Below are 17,020 nucleotides of genomic sequence, written 5' to 3' on the forward strand. Positions count from 1 at the left end.
TTTTCTATCAGTACTTCTTGACGAAGAACCCGAATTAGGCAGTTGAGTGTGCCCGAGGCCCTTATAAAATGGACGTCTGCGTTATTTTACACGTTTCAGAATGATAGTGTATCAGCGTTCAAGCTAAAACAGAAACAAGATAAAAATTTTTCACAGGGGGAAAATCACCAAGTAATATCACTAACCACCCACCTAACTCCAGCGTTATAATCACTACCAAGGATATGATAACGGCGTAAATAGACAGACAAAAAGCTGGAGGTAATAAAATGTTAGACGTAATGGGTTCAATCAAGAATTTAGAGTGGACGACGGAACATCATTTTCTCCATATTCAAGCACGGCACGACTTTATGAGGGCAGTAGCGGTGCAATTTGAGTTAGCTTACAGTGATTTTCGGGTTATTCAACTGGCATTGCAGTTGGATGGCCAAAAAGATTTATTATCCAAATTTACGAGCCAATATAATGACATCTACAAGTACGAAATGGCATTTGTTAGAGGCGGAATGGCCGAATTTGATAATCAATTCGAAGGTCAAATTGACGATTACCAGAAGGCTGAGCAATCATTACTAGAAACATTGAAGGAAATTCGGCAAACACAACCCGAAGATGATGCTGGCAATAAGTTGATTTAAGGTTATATAAAAAACACCGACAAAGTCGGTGTTTAAAGCTGATGCTACAGATATTGTGGTTAGATAAAACCAAACTAAGCCCACGTAGAATATGCTTTATCAACACATTAATACAGATCGGGAGGATGTATGACGCGTTCTCTTTTTTTGAATTCGAATAATTTTAAAATTAAAGAAAAAGCCGTTAATTTACACAACATAATTTCACGCAGAATTTGGATACTCGCGCTGTTTTACTAAGCCATTTCATTAATAGATGAGTGTCTGTTATTCGGTTACTTGAATCGCACCTACAGCGATAACTTAGTCCTTATCTTCAGCCATTTTGATGATATTTGATTTAATCTCGTCGGGAAACTTTGATCGAGCACGATGAAAAACCCATTCGCGTTGTACCATCAGTGATAGACCAATATAGAAGACCATTAGAGCCTCGCCACCCGGCACGAAATGGTCACCAATTAAGTGAATGACAGCTGACGTGATCCAGAGACCAATTGTTAATGCCGTTCCTTTTCGCATGACTAAACCAGTATCATCTACCCATAGTTGATAACTAATTGCACGCAAAATACCGAATAGTACAGCGGATATAATGAAAGTGATTGTTAAAATCAGCAGGCCATTAGGAGTGAATGACACCTTGTGTTTATCCACACCGCCAACAACCAACACAATGCCAATAATCATAATAATGACGTACGTACGCAATTTTTTGGAGACCATTCGTGGATTGAGCTGACGCCAGACAATCCATACAATTAGTATTAGTGGAACTACATAGCTGGTTAAATCCATCGATATTTTTTACCCTTCACAAGTATTTAGGTTGTTTTCATTAATACATAAGATGATTAAATCACTTATTGATTAAGTAGCCAAGGTTTACGTAAATTAAAAAATGCCCAACCGTTGTAAAATACAAACGATTAAGCATTTTTCTACAATATTAACGTCAATAGGCGCTCAAATGCGCACTTTTTTAGAATTGATCTGGTAACAATGTCTTTCCTAACTCCGTGTTATGTGAATAGTCAATTGGAATATCAACAACAACTGGTCCATTTGTGGCAAAGGCTTGGTCTAGAACATCTTCTAATTGATCCGGTTTTTCAACTCGCAGACCAGTTGCACCAAAGCTTTCTGCGTATTTAACGTAATCAACTGGACCGACCTTAACACCGGCGTCTTGACCGTACTTCATGATTTCTTGGAACTTAACCATGTCGTAATATCCATCATTCCAGATGATGTGAACAGTATTCAGGCCGAGTCTAACAGCCGTTTCAAGTTCCTGGCCAGTGAAGAGAAATCCTGCATCGCCAGACACCGAAATTGACTTAGCATTCGGCCTTAATAGTGCTGCTGAAATCGACCATGGGAGTGCGACACCTAACGTTTGCATACCGTTACTGAACAACAAGTGACGTGGTTCGTAACTGCGGAAATGGCGGGCCATCCATATGTAATGACTACCAACATCCACGGAGACTGTCATTTTATTGTCAACGCGGCACTGAAGGGCCTTGATGACTGCCAGTGGGTGGCTAGTGCCATCGATGCCAGCAGGCGGCGTAATTTTTTGATCTGCTTCAATTTCTTCATGTAATGAACGTAGGTATTTCTGTGATTCCTCTGATGGTTGGTAGTTACCGATTTGATCGTCCAAACGATCCAGTGTAGCCGCAATATCACCAATTAATTCGGTGGCTGGTTGGAAGTTCTTGTCGAGCTGGGGAGCTTCAGTATCAATCACGTTAATCACAGCTTCTTTTTCAGCATTCCAGTTACGTGGCTCGTATTCGATTGCGTCATAACCGACCGTGACGATTAAATCGGCGTGCTTGAGCAACTTATCACCTGGTTGGTTGCGGAATAAGCCAACACGACCAAAGAAGTAGTCCTTTTCGAGATCTTCAGAAATAATTCCAGCACCTTGGAATGTTTCAACGACGGGAATTGCTGCTGTTTTGACTAATTTGCGAATGGCGGCCGTGACTTCTGGGGATGATGCACGCATGCCGACCAGCAAGACCGGTAGCTTAGCAGTTTTGATTCGACGAACGAGATCAGCAATTGAGGCATCGTCAGCTGAACCTAACTTAGGGGCATCTAATGGTGCTAAAGCCGGAGTTTCTACGACACTGTCATCCACATCTTGAGGAATGCTGACAAAGCTGGCACCCTGTTTACCAGAAGTTGCAGATTGGAAGGCGTTGCCGATAACTTCTGAAATGTTTTCTGGGTCACCGACTTCGGCACTGTACTTAGAAATGGTCGCAAATAATTCTTTGTTTGCCATACTTTGGTGAGTCAATCTGAACAAATCTTTTCGTGGAACTTGTCCTGAAATCGCTAGTAGTGGGTCACCTTCGGCAGTTGCGGTAACAACGGGGGTTGCCAGATTACTTGCACCGGGGCCAGAAGTGGTAATAACCACACCTGTTTTACCAGTGATTCGGCCAATTCCGGAAGCCATAAAGCCTGCATTTTGTTCGTGGCGAGACACGATTAATTGTGGTGAATTTGGATCCTTCGGGTGATCTAATAATTCAAATAGGCGATCAATTTTAGCACCTGGAATTCCAAATACATATTTTACTTGGTGATTTATGAGACTTTCAATAATGGCATCTGCGCCGTAACGTTTTGAATCTGACATAGTAATTCTCCTTCTATAAAACAGTAATTATTTTTAGAATATCATCTTTTTTTCACTTGCCAAGGGGCAAAAAAAGATTGTGAAAAAACGACAAGTTCACAAATACCAGTACAACGGTAGTTTACGTAGAAGTGCATTATATAAATAATGCTAATAAAGATTAATTGAACATTGTGAATTCACAATGTGTACTAGCAAATTTGTCTATTTTCACAAGCTGGCCTAAATTACTGTGTTCATGATTTAGTGAATTAAAAGGCTAAATAAATTAGTAAACATTGTTAATTAGATTCAATGATTTGAAGTTAATTTAGAATAAATATTAAAATTGTCCTTGACATTGATTAGAATTATATTAGAATTGGTTTCAATCAAATTGATATCGACAAAACACTTGAGAAGAGTAGTCGCCGACAACGTAATGAAGAGATCCCGGCTGGTGAGAAAGGGAAGCGTTGAAGTGATGAAGATGAGCTCAAGAATTGTTTTACTAAGTTCACGCTTGGTAGACGGTAGGAACCGTTAATTTCCCAGGTATCCAAATGGTACCGTTGAGGCATGCAGTGCATGCAAACAAGGGTGGTAACGCGATGATTCGCCCCTTATTAGTTACAGTTGTGGCTAGTAAGGGGCGAATTTTTTTGTTGGTTCGATATGAAATAAGTGAAGGAGTGTTGTGAATGAAGTTAAAACATTACGAACACGCCGGCGGGTTGGTTTACATGCCAGCGAACAATAAATAACTTTAAATTATATAAAAGTCTTGTATTTTAAAAAATTGATGCTATCATGAATAGCAATTTAATTAAATGGCAATGAAAAGAAGAGTAACAGCGCACAATTCAAACAGAGAGCTTTGGTTGGTGAGATGAAGCAAGAATTGTGATCGTTGCGAAGATGATCTGGGAGCCAGAAATTCGGTGTGAAAATGCTGATGATCCGTCTTGCGAGCGATACAACGCATGGGTATAGTCACTAAGATGTACCCGATAAGTTACCGGCTGTGAAGTCGATAAGAAAATGGGTGGTACCGCGAACCTTCGTCCCTAGTTGCATTGTTTTATGCGACTGGACGAAGGTTTTTTTATTGCTATTAACTAACACAAACACACACGGAGGAATCAATTATGACAGAGGAAAACAAATTACATTTCGAAACTTTACAAGTGACTGCAGGCCAAACCGTTGACGAAACTGGCGCTCGTGCGGTGCCAATTTATCAAACTACTTCATACGTCTTCAAGGATGCCGCTCAGGCAGCTGGTCGTTTTGCTTTAACCGATGCCGGTAACATCTACACCCGTTTGACCAACCCAACTACTGCGGTACTCGAACAACGGGTTGCTGCTCTGGAAAATGGGACCGCAGGTGTTGCTCTAGCAACTGGTTCAGCTGCTATCAGCGCTGCAATTCTTAACATCGCTGACCAAGGTGACGAAATTGTCGCTGCCAGCACTCTTTATGGTGGGACCTTTGACCTCTTCAACGTAACTTTGAAGAAGTTGGGCATTACCACGACATTTGTTGATCCAGATGATCCACAAAACTTTGCTGATGCAATCACTGATAAGACTAAGGCACTTTACATTGAAAGTATTGGTAACCCTGGCATTAACCTGATTGATTTTGAAGCAGTTGCTAAGGTTGCCCATGATAATGGCTTGATCTTAATCGTTGATAACACCTTTGGTTCACCATACTTAGTTCAACCACTTGATTGGGGTGCTGATGTGGTCGTTCATTCTGCAACTAAGTTCATCGGTGGCCATGGTACTACGATGGGTGGCGTGATCGTTGAAAACGGCAAGTTTGATTACGCAGCTAGCGGTCGTTACCCTGGCTTTACTACTCCAGATCCACAGTACAACGGTCTAGTTTGGAACACTTTGAAGGGTGCTGCATTTACGACTAAGGTTCGTGCACAATCATTGCGTGATCTAGGTGGCACGATCAGCCCATTCAACTCATTCCTATTGATTCAAGGACTCGAAAGTTTATCACTGCGTGTTGAACGCCACGTGGAAAACTCACGTAAGATTGTTGAATACTTGAACAATCATCCAAAGGTTGCTTGGATTAACTACCCAGAACTTGATGGCAACAAGTACAAGCCATTAGCTGACAAGTACTTCCCAAAGGGCGTTGGCTCAATCTTCACAATTGGCTTAAAGGGCGGCGAAGAAGCCGGCAAGAAGTTGATCGAAAACTTGAAGCTCTTCTCATTGCTCGCTAACGTTGGGGATGCTCATTCATTGATCATTCACCCAGCTTCAACTACTCACGCACAATTGAACGAAGAAGAATTGAAATTAACTGGCATCACACCAGATCTAGTTCGCTTGTCAATCGGGATCGAAAATGCGGACGATCTGATCGCTGATTTGGAACAAGCACTAGGCAAGATTTAACAAACAAGCAAAAGGCATAGAGAGGACGTGAGATACATGCATACTTTAAAAATTACTTTGACTAATAAGGCTCTAAACGTGCGCGTATCACACGTTCATTTGAAGGCAAACTTTATCACTAAATTTGGTGAAACTCGAATGCAAAATGCAGGGGACTTCTGTACATTCAACTAAGCAGGCTTGAAATCCGTTCATAAAACCAGTCTATCTGTTAACGGGGATAGACCGAGTTACACGGATCCCATTGTAAAAATGGGAAGGGCCGCCTTAGTACAAGTCTGACAATAATCAGGCAATGTATGGAGGTCCTTTTCTGTACCCAAATTTTGGGCATTCGAACGAAAATTTACTAAATTAACATGTTAATCGGTCTTTCAAGTGGGCAGAAATATCGATTTTGCATGAGGCGGTAATGGTAATCATGATGGTGCCGTTGAGCCGAAAAAAGGAGAAATTGGTATGAGGATTTTAAATCATGATGATGTGTTAGCAGCGTTGACGGGTGGTTCGATCTACGCTTCAGGAGGCGGAGGATTTTACGAACATGGTCTCGCAATGGGGCACGCGGCGATCACTATCAATAAGGTTAAATTGGTTTCGCTTGATGAATTAAACGACGATGACATCGTTGTCACGGCTGCCGCAATTGGAGCACCGGCCGGGACAACCGATTGGGAGATGACTGGTCGCGACTACATCAAGGCGGCGCAACTGCTGATTGATCACTATGACGGCAAAGTGGTCGGGTTTATGGCCGGCCAAAATGGGAAATCATCGTCAACTAATGGGTGGCTTCCAGCTGCGGCATTGGACCTGGTTGTGGTTGATGCTCTCGGTGATATTCGGGCGCATCCGTCAGGTAAGTTTGGCAACATGGGTCTCACATCGGATGAACACTATCAAACGATTGAAGCGGCATCCGGCGGGAAACGCGAGACAGGCAGTCATATCGAGTTAGTGATTACCGGAAAGCCAGAGAAGACGTCTGAAGTGTTACGTAAAGCATCAGATTTATCCGGTGGTTTCTTCGCTTCAGCTCGTAATCCATTGACTGTTGAGTTCTTAAAGAAGAATTCAGTCGTTGGTGGTTACACGCTCGCGATTGAACTAGGGGAAGCCGTATTAAAGGCTCAGCCGGATGGTCCGGAAGCCGTTTTGGATGCAATCCTTAACCAAACTAATGGTGAAGTCGTCGGTACGGGTAAAGTAATCGAAAATAATGTGAAGTACTCCGAAGAAGGAACGTATGATATCGGCCATATCAAGGTGCAGGCCGCCCGTGGCAGTGTTCTTACTGCATACGCCGCCAACGAATTTATGGCGCTTGATAAAGATGGCAAGCGGGTGGGCAATTACCCGGACGTGATTACTATTTTTGACAAAGCAACGTTAAAACCGCTTACCACCAGTGAAATCTCTGTGGGCCAGGAAGTGATCGTCTTCAAGATTGATCGATCTAACTTCCCGTTGAGCGCTGGTGTGTATGAAAAGGCTAATTATCCAGAGATCGAAGAAGCACTGGGAATTGATATTTATGATCATGTATTTGATAAACAATAGTAGAAACAAGTAACACAAGGAGTTTTGTAATGAAATGGTTAGCTGGTGCAATTGAGTATATTCATGAAAATCAAGCGGCTTTTGATGGCAACTTGATTATTCATCTAGAATTGAGTTTCGTTGCGTTATTAGTCGCCATGCTAATCGCAATTCCAATTGGAATTTATGCTGCTCGCCATGTAGGAGCGGGTAGCCGGATTATTGGATTTTTCAATGCAGTTCGTGTGGTACCATCACTAGCGATTTTGGTGCTAGTACTGCCGCTAATGGGAATGGGATTTTATCCGGCCCTGTTGGCACTGACAATTTTGGCAATTCCGCCAATCATGATTAATACCTATTCGGGAATTCGGCGAATTAATCGCAACACGCTGGAAGCAGCGGATGGTATGGGAATGTCAGTGACGTATCGGTTATTTAAAATCGAAATTCCGTTGGCATCGAGTCAGATTGTTGCTGGTATTCGCTTAGCTTCAATTGAGGTCATTAGTTCAGCCACGTTGGCAGCTTTTATTGGTGGTGGTGGACTTGGAACCTATGTCGTGATGGGGATGAGTATGTATGATACCAGTATTATGTTAGCTGGTGCGCTACCTGTAACGGGAATTGCATTGATATCAGAAATTGTATTTTCACTACTGGAGTATGGATTAAGAAAGAAACACGGAGAGTTGGACTAGGGAGTCGACTTTCAAGGACATTCAAGGGAAGAAACAAAAGAGAAAAATAAAAGTAGATTAAAGGGGTACTTGGTATGAATAAGAGACTGAAGAGAATTTTAACTGCATCATTAATTGCATTATTTGGCGCATCAACACTATTATCTGCAGCATCACCCGTACTAGCTGACAGCACGGTAACTGTTGGTTCAAAGAATTTTACTGAGAATCTGATCATTGGTCGCATTTATGAGGATGCATTGAAACATGAAGGCATCAAGGTGAAATCAAAACTCAACTTGTCTGGAACCTTTGTGGCACAAAATGCTTTAAAGAAGGGCTCCATTGATCTTTATCCAGAATATACCGGCACCGGCTACGTGGACGTGTTGAAGCATAAATCAACGCATGATGACAAAAAAGTCTATAAGACCTTGAATAGCGGTTATGCCAAATGGAATCTATCTTGGTTAACACCTTCTAAGGCAAATGATAGCCAAGCATTGGTGATCACTAAGGCGGCGTCTGAAAAATATCATATCAAGAACTTCTCGCAATTAGCCAAAAATGCAAAGAACTTGCGCTTTGCTTCAACAGCTGAGTTTGAAGGCCGTAAGGATGGTATTCCAGGTTTGAAGAAGGAATACGGTGGTTTTAACTTTAAGTCAACTTCAACTGTTGATAATGGTGTTCGTTACAAGGCATTGTTGGATGGCAAGGCCGATGTCACAGTCGGATTCACTACTGATGGCCAACTTGATAACAAGAAACTGGTTCTACTAAAGGATAACAAGGACTTCTACCCTAACTATTACGTGGATGCTGTGGTTCGCAATTCAACTTTGAAGAGCAATCCAAAGGTTAAGACAGTGTTGAACAAGGTTAACGCTAAATTGACGACTAAGGAATTACAGAAATTGAACGCTAAAGTTGATGTTCATCACCAAAAGTATCAAACAGTCGGTGATCAATACGCTAAGGAAAATGGCTTTAAATAGGTTTTAAAGAAAAGAGGAACTAATTTTGACGAATGAACAACCTGTAATTCAAGTAGACAATATCACGAAAAAGTTTGGCAATGTTGAGGCTGTGCGCGAAACATCATTCACGGTGAATGCAGGCGAATTCATCACGATTCTTGGGACCTCAGGTTCTGGTAAAACAACGTTGTTAAAGATGCTTAATCGGTTGATTGAACCAACGTCTGGGGCAATCTACATTGATGGTGAAAATACTAAAGACGTTAATGTTAATATTTTGCGACGACGTATTGGCTACGTTATTCAGCAACATGGTCTGTTTGACCATTGGACAGTTGAACAAAATATTGCAACTGTCTGCAACATTCTTAAATGGGACAAGCAAAAGACAGCTCAACGAATTGATGAAACGCTACGACTGGTTCAATTAGATCCGGCTAAGTATCGTAAGCGTCATCCTCATCAGTTATCTGGTGGTGAGCAGCAACGAGTGGGAATTGCTCGTGCACTAGCAGCAGATCCGAAGATTCTATTAATGGATGAGCCGTTCGGCGCCATTGATGCAGTCAACCGGGCTAAGTTGCAAGACGAGTTGAAAGAAATCCAAAAAACGACTGGTAAAACGATTATTTTCGTCACTCACGATATTGATGAGGCATTGAAACTGGGTAACCGAACAATGCTCTTTAAGGATGGTAAGATTCAACAGTTTGATAATAAAAATGAGCTGTTCTTACATCCTCAAAACGAATTTGTCGGCGATTTCCTAGGTGTTTCAAAACAACTATCTAAGTGGCGCTATCTGAGCGCTAAGTCGTTGATTAAGCAATGGAAACCAGTGGGTGGACAGTTAAATAATGCGATTGATGCAGATGCGATTGTGGCTAAGGTTGTTGAGCGTTTATTAAAGCGGCCAGCTGACCCAGTCCAGGTGGTTGATCGTGACGAAAACAAAGTTGGCTATGTCCGACTGAACGAAATTTCTGAAATGGTAGGAGCGATTTAATGCTTAAGTACTTCATCGATAATCGACATATGATCTGGAGTCTGACACTTCAACACATTGGCTTAACGTTGACCACAATTGTGATTGCGACAATTATTGCTGTGCCGCTTGGGTATTATTTTGCTAGCCATAAGATTGCTAACCGCGTGATTATGCCGATATTCAGTTTGATCTACACAATTCCGAGCTTGGCGTTCTTTGTACTACTAATTCCGCTCTTCGGTTTGGGCACCACACCAGCCTTGATTGCTCTGGTTTCGTACACAATGTTTGTGTTAGTTCGTAACACGGTGGTTGGCTACCAGCAGGTTGATGATCGAATGGTCGAAGCAGCTCGCTCACTTGGTTATAATCGTTGGACAATTATTTGGCGTTTTAAGACCTTGTATGCACTTCCAACCATTATTTCGGGACTACGAATCGCCACCACTTCAACGATCGGTATTGCTACAATTGCCAGTTACATTAATGCTGGTGGCTTGGGCACGATGTTGTTCACCGGTCTTAATGAAAATAACTACACGGAAGTAGTGGTTGGTTCGATTGTGATTGCGGTGTTTGCGTTGATTGTTAATTGGGCGTTGGAGAGGTTGCAGACGCGGGTTTTGAGGTATGTTTCGGGGTTGAGCTAGGTAAGCTTAATATTACTAGTCGAAACGTGATCGGGCAGGTCAGACGCCTGCCATGTAAGGACAAAACCATAATATTCAAAACCAGAATATCATGGTTTCGTCCTTACATTCTGGCATCTGAGCGACCTGCCCGATCACTCTATAATAGGGAGGTAAAAATTTGATAAAAGCACAGCGAGGAACTGAATTACGCGCTAAAGGGTGGCGTCAGGAAGCCATCTTACGGCTGCTTGAAAATAACTTGGAAAATGCCGAAGATCAGGACAATCTGGTTGTTTACGGTGCACTTGGTAAGGCCGCTCGCAACTGGCCGTCATACTACGGGATTGTAAATGCCATTAAGAATCTGGAAGAAGACGAAACACTGGTAGTACAATCTGGCAAGCCAATTGGGGTGTTAAAGACGCATAAAGACGCACCGATTGTGATCTTAGCAAACTGTAATTTGATTGGTCATTGGTCAAATGCCGATTACTGGTACTCCTTGTATAACAAGGGGTTAACGGCATGGGGCGGCTTGACAGCCGGTGACTGGCAGTACATTGGCTCTCAAGGTGTGGTTCAAGGCACTTACGAGATTTTCAAAATTATTGCTAAAAAGCATTTTAATGGCAGTTTAGCTGGTAAGTTCATCCTCACTGCGGGGCTTGGTGGTATGGGTGGCTCACAGCCACTTGCAGGGTACATGGCCGATGCGGCCATTCTGGTGGTCGAAGTTAATGAAGATCATATTGATAAGCGCATCGAGACTGGGTACTTGCAATACAAGGCCAAAACGCTAGATGAAGCCATTGGGCTGATTAATACCGCCAGGGCTGAAAAAAAGGCGATTTCTGTTGGGTTACTTGGTAATGCCGCTCAAGTTTACCAAGAAATTTTGGATCGCAATATCACTCCTGATATAGTTTCTGACCAAACTGCTGCCCAAGATTTACTGTACGGATATGTTCCCGAAGATTATACCGTGGAACAGGTTACACGACAACGGGCCACACATCCAGATCAACTAGAAAAAGCCGCTGGAGCCTCGATTGCTCATGAAATTAAAAGTGAGCTCGAGTTCCAACGGCGAGGCAGTATCGTTTTCGATAACGGTAATAATATTCGGACTCAGGCTCACGACTATGGTGTCGATAATGCCTTTGATATCCCAATTTTTACCGAAGCCTTTCTACGTGATCTGTTTGTCAAAGCAATTGGCCCATTTAGGTGGATTGCACTATCGGGGGATGCGTCCGATATCGATACAATTGACGATTATTTGCTTAAAGAATTTGCTGACAACGAATTGATTGTTGATTGGATTACAAAGGCGCATCAATATGTCCCATTTCAAGCACTACCGGCCCGTATCGGCTGGCTGGGCCACGGCGAGCGAACTAAACTTGCCTTAGCCGTTAATGATTTAGTAGCATCTGGTAAGTTGAAGGCACCAGTCGCCTTTACTCGTGATCATTTGGATGCGGGGGCAATGACTCATCCAAATATTATGACCGAAAATTTGAAGGATGGTAGCGATGCTGTGACAGATTGGCCGTTAATCAACGCGATGGTGATGGCATCTTCCAAGGCCGATTTGGTGGCAATTCATTCTGGCGGTGGTGGTTACACTGGTTACATGCAAAGTGCTGGTGTGACAGTCGTTGCGGACGGAACGAAGGCAGCCGCTGAGCGTTTGAAACTATCGTTTAATAATGATACTTCACTAGGCCTGTTGCGATATGCAGACGCAGGCTATGATGAATCACTTGCTGAGATTGAAGAGAAGGGTGTGCATCGAATTGATACAACCAAATACCAAAATAGTCACCCTTGATGGGCATCATCTGACATTTCGGCGGATTATCAGTATTGTTAGCCAGCACTGTCAGTTAAATGTTTCCCGTGAAACATGGTAGCGATTAGAAGATGCACGAAAACTGGTGTTGGCCAACAAGCAACGAGTCTATGGCTTAAACACGAGTGTCGGTCAGAATAAGGACGTTACGATTGCCAAAAATGTCGAAGAAAAATTTAACGATAATTTGGTTAAATCTCATTTAATTAGTACTGGTCGTACCGTTCCGGTAGCGGTGTCGAGGATTGTGGTATTGATTAGAATTAATCAGTTGTTGGAAGGCTATACTGGCATTAATCCACAGATTATTAAGCTGATTATTGATATGTATAATCGTGATGTGTTACCAATTTTCTACGCTTGTGGTTCAGTAGGAGAGGCAGATATTGGTATTCTTTCTTCACTGGCTGAATTAGTGATTGGGAAAGGTAAGGCATGGCACAACGGTCGTCTGACGGATACTAATGTTGCGTTCGAACAGTTAGGTTTTGAGCGCGTCCATTTGGGCCCCAAGGATGCACTGGCGATTTTAAGCTCTAACGCATATGGTGTCGGTCAACTAATCTACGGTGTCAGCAGGACTGAACGTCTGTTACGTAAGTCCACAACTATTTTAGGACTTAGCATGGAGGGATTAGACGCCAATGTAACACCAATACTGTCATCGGTGGCGAATGCTAATCAAAATCCGTTTCAAATTCGGGCGGCTGCACAGTTACGGGCTGATTTAGACGGTAGTTACTTGTTTGATCATCATCAGCGGAAACAGGTTCAGGATCCAATCAGTTTTCGGTCAGCTACTCATATTTTGGGGGCAGCTAAGCATGCAATTGCTAACTGCATTGAAACAATTAATATGTATTTAGCCGGATCAGATGATAACCCAATGTTGGACGAAGAAACCGGTGAAATTTTATCAACTGGTAATTTTGATGTGACTGATATTTCATTATCAGCGGAAACGATTGAGCAATCGCTAACCCATGTTTCACGGAGTATTTTTCAACGAATTAAGCATTTAAATAATGATCAAATTACCGGGCTTCCTCGCTTTTTGATTCAACAACGCGGCTTTCAATTCGGCTTGCAGACACTGCAGGAGACTGCTATGGACGCTGATGTAAGAATTCGGCAAATGGCTCATCCAATTTCATCGGAATTTTATGGATTAGCGGGTGATATTGAAGATCATAATTCTAATTTACCATTGATTAGTGAAAAACTAATTGATATTAATGACCAGTTATCAACGATTTTATCGTTGGAACTTTATAATGCATCTCAAGCTGTTTATTTAAGATTTCATAATCAATCGATAAACGAATTAGGAAACAAAACACAACACAACGGTTATATCACCGCGTTCGAAATGTCATTCCGCCGATTGTGGATGATCGGCCTTATAACGAGGAGGTTAATAAAGTTAGAGAGATTATCTAGTCGATGACTTTTTTGTTGTTATAGGTTGTAAAAGCCTCGTCATTATCGGTAACTTGTAGAACTGACACGCTTCCATTGTCTGGAAAATTACCAATAGTGTCGATACCAAGACTATCTGCAAATGTGCGAAGCGCCGAACCATGTGTGATAACTAGAATATTAGAGCCGTCTTCACAGTTTTCTTTAAGATAATTTACACCGGATTGCCACCTATTTTTGACCTGATCGTATGTTTCTGCCATATGACTAGGATCTGCTAACTTCATAAGTCTGCGTACTTCTTTAAGCCCTTTGTCGTTGATAATATCTGCCTGTGTATGGTATCCAAATTTACCACCAATCTCTTCCCAAATATTCAAAGAATCTAGGCCTTCATAGTAACCAAATAATATTTCTCTGAATGAATGTAATGTGCTAACTGTTTTCGGATGGTAATTAAATTTAGACAAAACTATATCGCGTGTCTCTATTGCTCGTCCAGTATCGGATGAATAGACATACGAAAAGTGTTCATTTTTTAATTTTTCCCCAACTTTGATGGCATCTTGTTTTCCTTGTTCAGTTAAATCGGAGTCACACCATCCTTGCATCCGTTTAAACGTATTAAGCAATGTTTGACCATGTCTAACAAAATAGATATTAATTTCACTCATAAAAGTTCCTCCGAAAAAATAATTTATAAAATATATTACAAAGCCGTTAATGCAATTACAAGTAGTAATTAAACATTGGAATTTGATTTGCATTTTACACTAATTTATAATTTTTTGTTGACATTTTCTAATTTATATTTAATAATTGCAATCAATAATTCAAATGAATGCAGAGATGAGTAAGTTAATGATTCATTTTTAGAGAGTCGTCACTTGGTGGAAGACGATAATGATGAATAACTGAAGATGGTCTTAAATGCAGTTCTTACTGGTGAGCTAAAGTTAGCCAGTAACGGGTACTCCCGTTATAGGGTTAGGGTATACGCATCAGTAAGTACTTGAATAAAAGGCCTACGAGTCCGTGTACCCATTGAGGAATAACTTGAGAAAGTTGTTTGAACAAAGGTGGTAACACGGAATAGCACTTCCGTCCTTGTCTAGATATAGGCAGGATGGAAGTGCTTTTTTATTTTCTTAGGAGGTTTGAGAATTGGTACAGAATAATGCAGATGTTATTAAGGCGTTCAACAATGAAGAAGAAGATATTATTCCGGTTTCATTTTGGCGTCACTTTGCGGATAGTGAGTTTATTGATGCTTTAGCACATCCGGAAGTAATTGATCTGAATGTTTCAGGACATAAGAGATACATACATTCAATCAATCCCGACTTTGTAAAAACTATGACAGATGGATACTTTATTGATCCGTCATTACGTGATCGGGATCCTAAATCGGTAGATAATTTGAGAATTATTCAACCGTTGTCCGAAGATCATGAATGGATTCAGGGGCAAATTAATCTAGCGAACAATCAAAAATTGGCAGCTGGAGACAAACTAACATTCTACACACTGTTTTCACCACTGACGATACTAAAATGGGCGCTGATTGATCACGAAAAAGAAGATCTTTTCTTGGCCGACAAACGTTTCGCGGATCTTTATGAAAAAGATTCAAAAGCCGTTGAACATGCTTTGAATGTGATTGGGAAGGATATTCAAAGTGTTGTTAAGGCTCTTTCTTCAAGTAACATTGACGGTGTATATTTCAGCACTCAAGAAATTCAAGATGGTCGTGTTAAGACTTTTGAGTTTTTCAAGAACGTGATAGAACCCGTTGATACATCAATTATTACTGAAATTAACAAATACTTTGATATTAATATCCTCCATGTTTGCGGATTTGCGGATGCAACAAATCATTTGGAATGGTTTAAAAATTATCAATTGCAAGTTATTAACTGGTCGACACATGCTGAAAATTTATCTTTGAAAGATGGTAAAAAACTCTTTGATGGTAAGCCAGTTCTTGGAGGTTTTGGCAACGAGCTTACGGATGTCCTATATTCGGGAACTAAGGATGAAATTCAATCTGAGGCTAAGCGTTTGGTTGCTGAGACTGGCAGAAAGGGCGTCATCATCGGAGCAGATTGCACTGTACCGCGTGATACGCCGGAAGATCATCTACATTGGGTTGAAGAAGCAGTACACGAAATTTAATCAGAATAATTATAAAGGTGAGTGAAAATATGAGTGAACAAAAAAAGGTTTTAGCAAAGTTATTGGCATCCAAACAAGGTAGAGTTCCAGTAAGTTTTTGGCATCATTTTTCTGCCGCGTCAGGAATTGATTTAGACGGATTTAAACATCCTGAAATTATTTCCGGTAATGTGACTTCAACTGAAAAATACGTTGAAGACATAAAACCTGACTTTGTAAAACTGATGAGTGACGGACTGTTTAACCATGAATTTAATCAAGAAAATGGTGATACGGCAACCAACATTTACACGGGGCTAAAGCCAATAGATGATGATAATCCATGGCTAGAGAAAACACATGATTTAGTTGCAGCACAAAAAAAGGTAATTGGTGGAAGATTAGGATTTTACAATATCTTTTCACCTACAACGTTGTTGAAATGGGCATTAACTGAAGATGAAAATGGAAAACATGATAAATCTAAGGTAAACGGTGCGTTAGCAGATATCATTATTAGTGATCCTGAAAATGTAAAAAATGCTTTGGATGCAATTGCTGAAGATGTTAAAAAGCAAATTTTTGCTGCTATCAGTGGTGGAGCAGATGGTATTTATTACAGTACCCAGGAAATTCAAGACGATAGAATTGACGATAATTTATTTGAAAAATTTGTTGCAGAAAATGACAAAGATATCTTTGAATATGCTAATCAATTTTCAGACGCAAATATTTTACACATTTGCGGTGGTGGTGGGGCTCGTAACAATCTTGTACTTTTTAAAGATTACGATGCGCCTGTAGTTAACTGGTCAACAGATCTTGAAGACATACCTTTGGAAGAAGGTAAAAAAATATTTCAAGGTAAGGTTGTTCTTGGCGGCTTAGGCAACACCGCAAATGATGTTCTCTACAAAGGTAGCAAAGAAGAAATTCAAAAAGAAGTTGATCGGGTTATCAACGCAGCGGGGACAGACAATGTAATTATTGGAGCAAATTGCACAGTTCCCCGCGATATTGCATTGGAGAACCTACGTTGGGGTGTTGAAGCCGCTAAGTAAT

The 17,020-nt window shown here is 41.2% G+C and carries 14 protein-coding genes, 1 pseudogene and 1 other annotated feature; of the genes and pseudogenes, 12 read left to right on the plus strand and 3 right to left on the minus strand.

From position 1 onward, the window contains the following. The first annotated feature begins 269 nt into the window (after window positions 1-269). Window positions 270-641, plus strand: a complete 372-nt coding sequence (locus FD16_RS09915) for a hypothetical protein (protein WP_010620945.1) — start codon at window positions 270-272, stop codon at window positions 639-641. A 303-nt stretch (window positions 642-944) separates the two neighbouring features. Here FD16_RS09915 and FD16_RS09920 read toward each other — a convergent pair whose 3' ends face one another. Both FD16_RS09920 and alsS read right to left on the minus strand, forming a co-directional pair. Continuing rightward, window positions 945-1,439 (minus strand): hypothetical protein, encoded by a 495-nt coding sequence (locus FD16_RS09920; protein ID WP_010620944.1) that lies wholly within the window; start codon window positions 1,437-1,439, stop codon window positions 945-947. Window positions 1,440-1,623: 184 nt separating this feature from the next. Next, a complete protein-coding gene (gene alsS / locus FD16_RS09925; RefSeq protein WP_010620943.1) occupies window positions 1,624-3,303 on the minus strand; it encodes an acetolactate synthase AlsS in 1,680 nt (559 codons plus the stop codon). A gap of 1,127 nt (window positions 3,304-4,430) precedes the next feature. Between alsS and FD16_RS09930 the strand changes: the two genes are divergently transcribed. The 9 genes and pseudogenes from FD16_RS09930 (at window position 4,431) to FD16_RS09965 (ending at window position 13,832) form a co-directional block, all read left to right on the plus strand. After that, a complete protein-coding gene (locus tag FD16_RS09930) occupies window positions 4,431-5,711 on the plus strand; it encodes an O-acetylhomoserine aminocarboxypropyltransferase/cysteine synthase family protein (protein ID WP_010620942.1) in 1,281 nt (426 codons plus the stop codon). A 36-nt stretch (window positions 5,712-5,747) separates the two neighbouring features. Further along, complete coding sequence (locus tag FD16_RS12810) at window positions 5,748-5,885, plus strand: hypothetical protein (RefSeq protein WP_155804301.1); 138 nt, start codon at window positions 5,748-5,750, stop codon at window positions 5,883-5,885. A 285-nt stretch (window positions 5,886-6,170) separates the two neighbouring features. Further along, entirely contained in the window at window positions 6,171-7,271 is a 1,101-nt protein-coding gene (locus FD16_RS09935; protein WP_010620941.1) for a DUF917 domain-containing protein, read from the plus strand. A 29-nt stretch (window positions 7,272-7,300) separates the two neighbouring features. Continuing rightward, the gene (locus FD16_RS09940; protein ID WP_010620940.1) at window positions 7,301-7,951 is read left to right on the plus strand and encodes an ABC transporter permease; all 651 of its coding nucleotides are present in this window, start codon (window positions 7,301-7,303) and stop codon (window positions 7,949-7,951) included. A gap of 74 nt (window positions 7,952-8,025) precedes the next feature. Continuing rightward, window positions 8,026-8,928, plus strand: coding sequence for an ABC transporter substrate-binding protein (locus FD16_RS09945; RefSeq protein WP_010620939.1), 903 nt, complete (start codon window positions 8,026-8,028; stop codon window positions 8,926-8,928). A gap of 25 nt (window positions 8,929-8,953) precedes the next feature. After that, a pseudogene (locus FD16_RS09950) lies at window positions 8,954-9,706 on the plus strand (ABC transporter ATP-binding protein); the annotation flags it as partial. A gap of 209 nt (window positions 9,707-9,915) precedes the next feature. After that, window positions 9,916-10,548, plus strand: a complete 633-nt coding sequence (locus FD16_RS09955) for an ABC transporter permease (protein WP_010620937.1) — start codon at window positions 9,916-9,918, stop codon at window positions 10,546-10,548. Window positions 10,549-10,708: 160 nt separating this feature from the next. Continuing rightward, window positions 10,709-12,364: a urocanate hydratase gene (locus FD16_RS09960; protein ID WP_010620936.1), complete on the plus strand. Its 1,656-nt coding sequence runs from the start codon at window positions 10,709-10,711 to the stop codon at window positions 12,362-12,364. A 106-nt stretch (window positions 12,365-12,470) separates the two neighbouring features. After that, complete coding sequence (locus FD16_RS09965; protein ID WP_010620935.1) at window positions 12,471-13,832, plus strand: aromatic amino acid ammonia-lyase; 1,362 nt, start codon at window positions 12,471-12,473, stop codon at window positions 13,830-13,832. On the opposite strand, the gene FD16_RS09970 is transcribed toward FD16_RS09965, so the two are convergent. Further along, window positions 13,822-14,478, minus strand: a complete 657-nt coding sequence (locus FD16_RS09970) for a histidine phosphatase family protein (RefSeq protein WP_010620934.1) — start codon at window positions 14,476-14,478, stop codon at window positions 13,822-13,824. The genes FD16_RS09965 and FD16_RS09970 overlap by 11 nt on opposite strands. 158 nt (window positions 14,479-14,636) lie before the next feature. Next, window positions 14,637-14,916, plus strand: a binding site (T-box leader). A gap of 52 nt (window positions 14,917-14,968) precedes the next feature. Between FD16_RS09970 and FD16_RS09975 the strand changes: the two genes are divergently transcribed. Both FD16_RS09975 and FD16_RS09980 read left to right on the plus strand, forming a co-directional pair. Next, window positions 14,969-15,979 carry a uroporphyrinogen decarboxylase family protein gene (locus tag FD16_RS09975; protein WP_056938555.1) on the plus strand — a complete coding sequence of 337 codons (1,011 nt, stop codon included), beginning with the start codon at window positions 14,969-14,971 and terminating at the stop codon, window positions 15,977-15,979. 29 nt (window positions 15,980-16,008) lie between these two features. Continuing rightward, window positions 16,009-17,019: a uroporphyrinogen decarboxylase family protein gene (locus tag FD16_RS09980; protein WP_010620933.1), complete on the plus strand. Its 1,011-nt coding sequence runs from the start codon at window positions 16,009-16,011 to the stop codon at window positions 17,017-17,019. The last annotated feature ends 1 nt before the right edge of the window (window position 17,020 follow it).

Origin of the sequence: Paucilactobacillus suebicus DSM 5007 = KCTC 3549, from assembly GCF_001434475.1 — a bacterium.
GTDB lineage: Bacteria > Bacillota > Bacilli > Lactobacillales > Lactobacillaceae > Paucilactobacillus > Paucilactobacillus suebicus.